We start from the raw sequence: 1205 nt of genomic DNA, 5'->3' as shown, positions 1-1205 counted from the left end.
TGTATTAGCCGGGACTCGATCTGACAGGTAGTCGGACCGACAAAGAACGAGTCATCAATGGGGGATGAGTTTCTCCTTGGCGAGTTCGAGCGAATCGAGGAAAGTGCGCATCGGCGTCTTGCCGTAACACCAGCGCCCCTGATGCTCTCGTTCATTGTTGTACTGGTCGAGCCACGCATCAAGGTCTGTCTGCAAGGCGGCGATCGAGTCGTAGATCTTCTTGCGGAAGACGATGCGATAGAACTCGTTGAGCATAGTCTTGTGCAGCCGTTCGACGATCCCGTTGGTTTGCGGCGACTTGGCCTTTGTTCGGGTATGGTCGATGTCCTCCAAGGCCAGATACAGCTCGTATTCGTGATGCTCGGGGTTGCCGCAGTATTCAGTGCCGCGGTCTGTCAGCACGCGTAGCAGTGGAATGCCGAAGCCGTCGAAGAACGGGACGACGCGATCGTTGAGTAGGTCAGCCGCCGGCAAGGGTGTCTTGCGATCGTAGAGCTTCGCGAACGCAACCTTCGAGTAGGTATCGACGAAAGTCTGCTGGTAGACACGGCCGACACCCTTGAGACAGCCGACATAGAACGTATCCTGCGCGCCGCAATAGCCTGGACATTCGGACTCGAATTCGCCGTGCACTTCCTTCTCGTGCTTGGCGCGTTCGAGCGCGACCAGTTGCGCCTCGGTCAGCACCAATCCTTCCTGGGCGGACTTGGCTTCCAAGGCCTTCAGGCGCTTCGGCATGGTCTCCAGATCGTGGCGCAACCAGATGCTACGGACGCCTTGGGGAGAGACGGACAGGGCATGCCGTTTGAGGACCTCGTTGGCGATACGCACCTGACCGTAGGCCGGCAATTCGAGGGCCAGTTCGACAACGGCGGCCTCGACCTGCGGGTCAACGCGGTTCTTGAGTAGCGGCCGGTGGTGGGAGATCTCCTGCAGGGCAGCTTCGCCGCCTCGATCGTACAGTTCCTTAAATCGGTAGAAGCTGTCGCGCGAGTAACCCATTACACGACAGGCCTGGCTGACGTTGCCGAGCTGCCGGGCCAATTCAAGTATGCCGACCTTGGCACGAATTACCTTCTGCTCCTGAGTCATGGTGGACTCCTTGCTGTTCGCGGCGCGCATTGCCGCTACGGGCTACGCCCTCTGCGCCAATGCGCGCCAGCACGAAAAACCAACCACTGTCAGATTTAGTCTAGTCCACTGCA

General features: G+C 58.8%; 1 protein-coding gene. It reads right to left on the bottom strand.

All coding sequences use genetic code 11. The features are described from left to right. Nucleotides 1-54: 54 nt before the first annotated feature. The gene (locus G3O06_RS48405) at nucleotides 55-1092 is read right to left on the bottom strand and encodes an IS481 family transposase (RefSeq protein WP_205820478.1); all 1038 of its coding nucleotides are present in this window, start codon (nucleotides 1090-1092) and stop codon (nucleotides 55-57) included. Nucleotides 1093-1205 lie beyond the last annotated feature (113 nt).

The sequence above is a fragment of the Burkholderia sp. Ac-20345 genome, assembly GCF_017104825.1.
Taxonomy (GTDB): domain Bacteria; phylum Pseudomonadota; class Gammaproteobacteria; order Burkholderiales; family Burkholderiaceae; genus Burkholderia; species Burkholderia lata_B.
The sequence above is the reverse complement of the archived record's forward strand: the minus strand, read 5'-3'. Positions and strand labels throughout refer to the sequence as shown.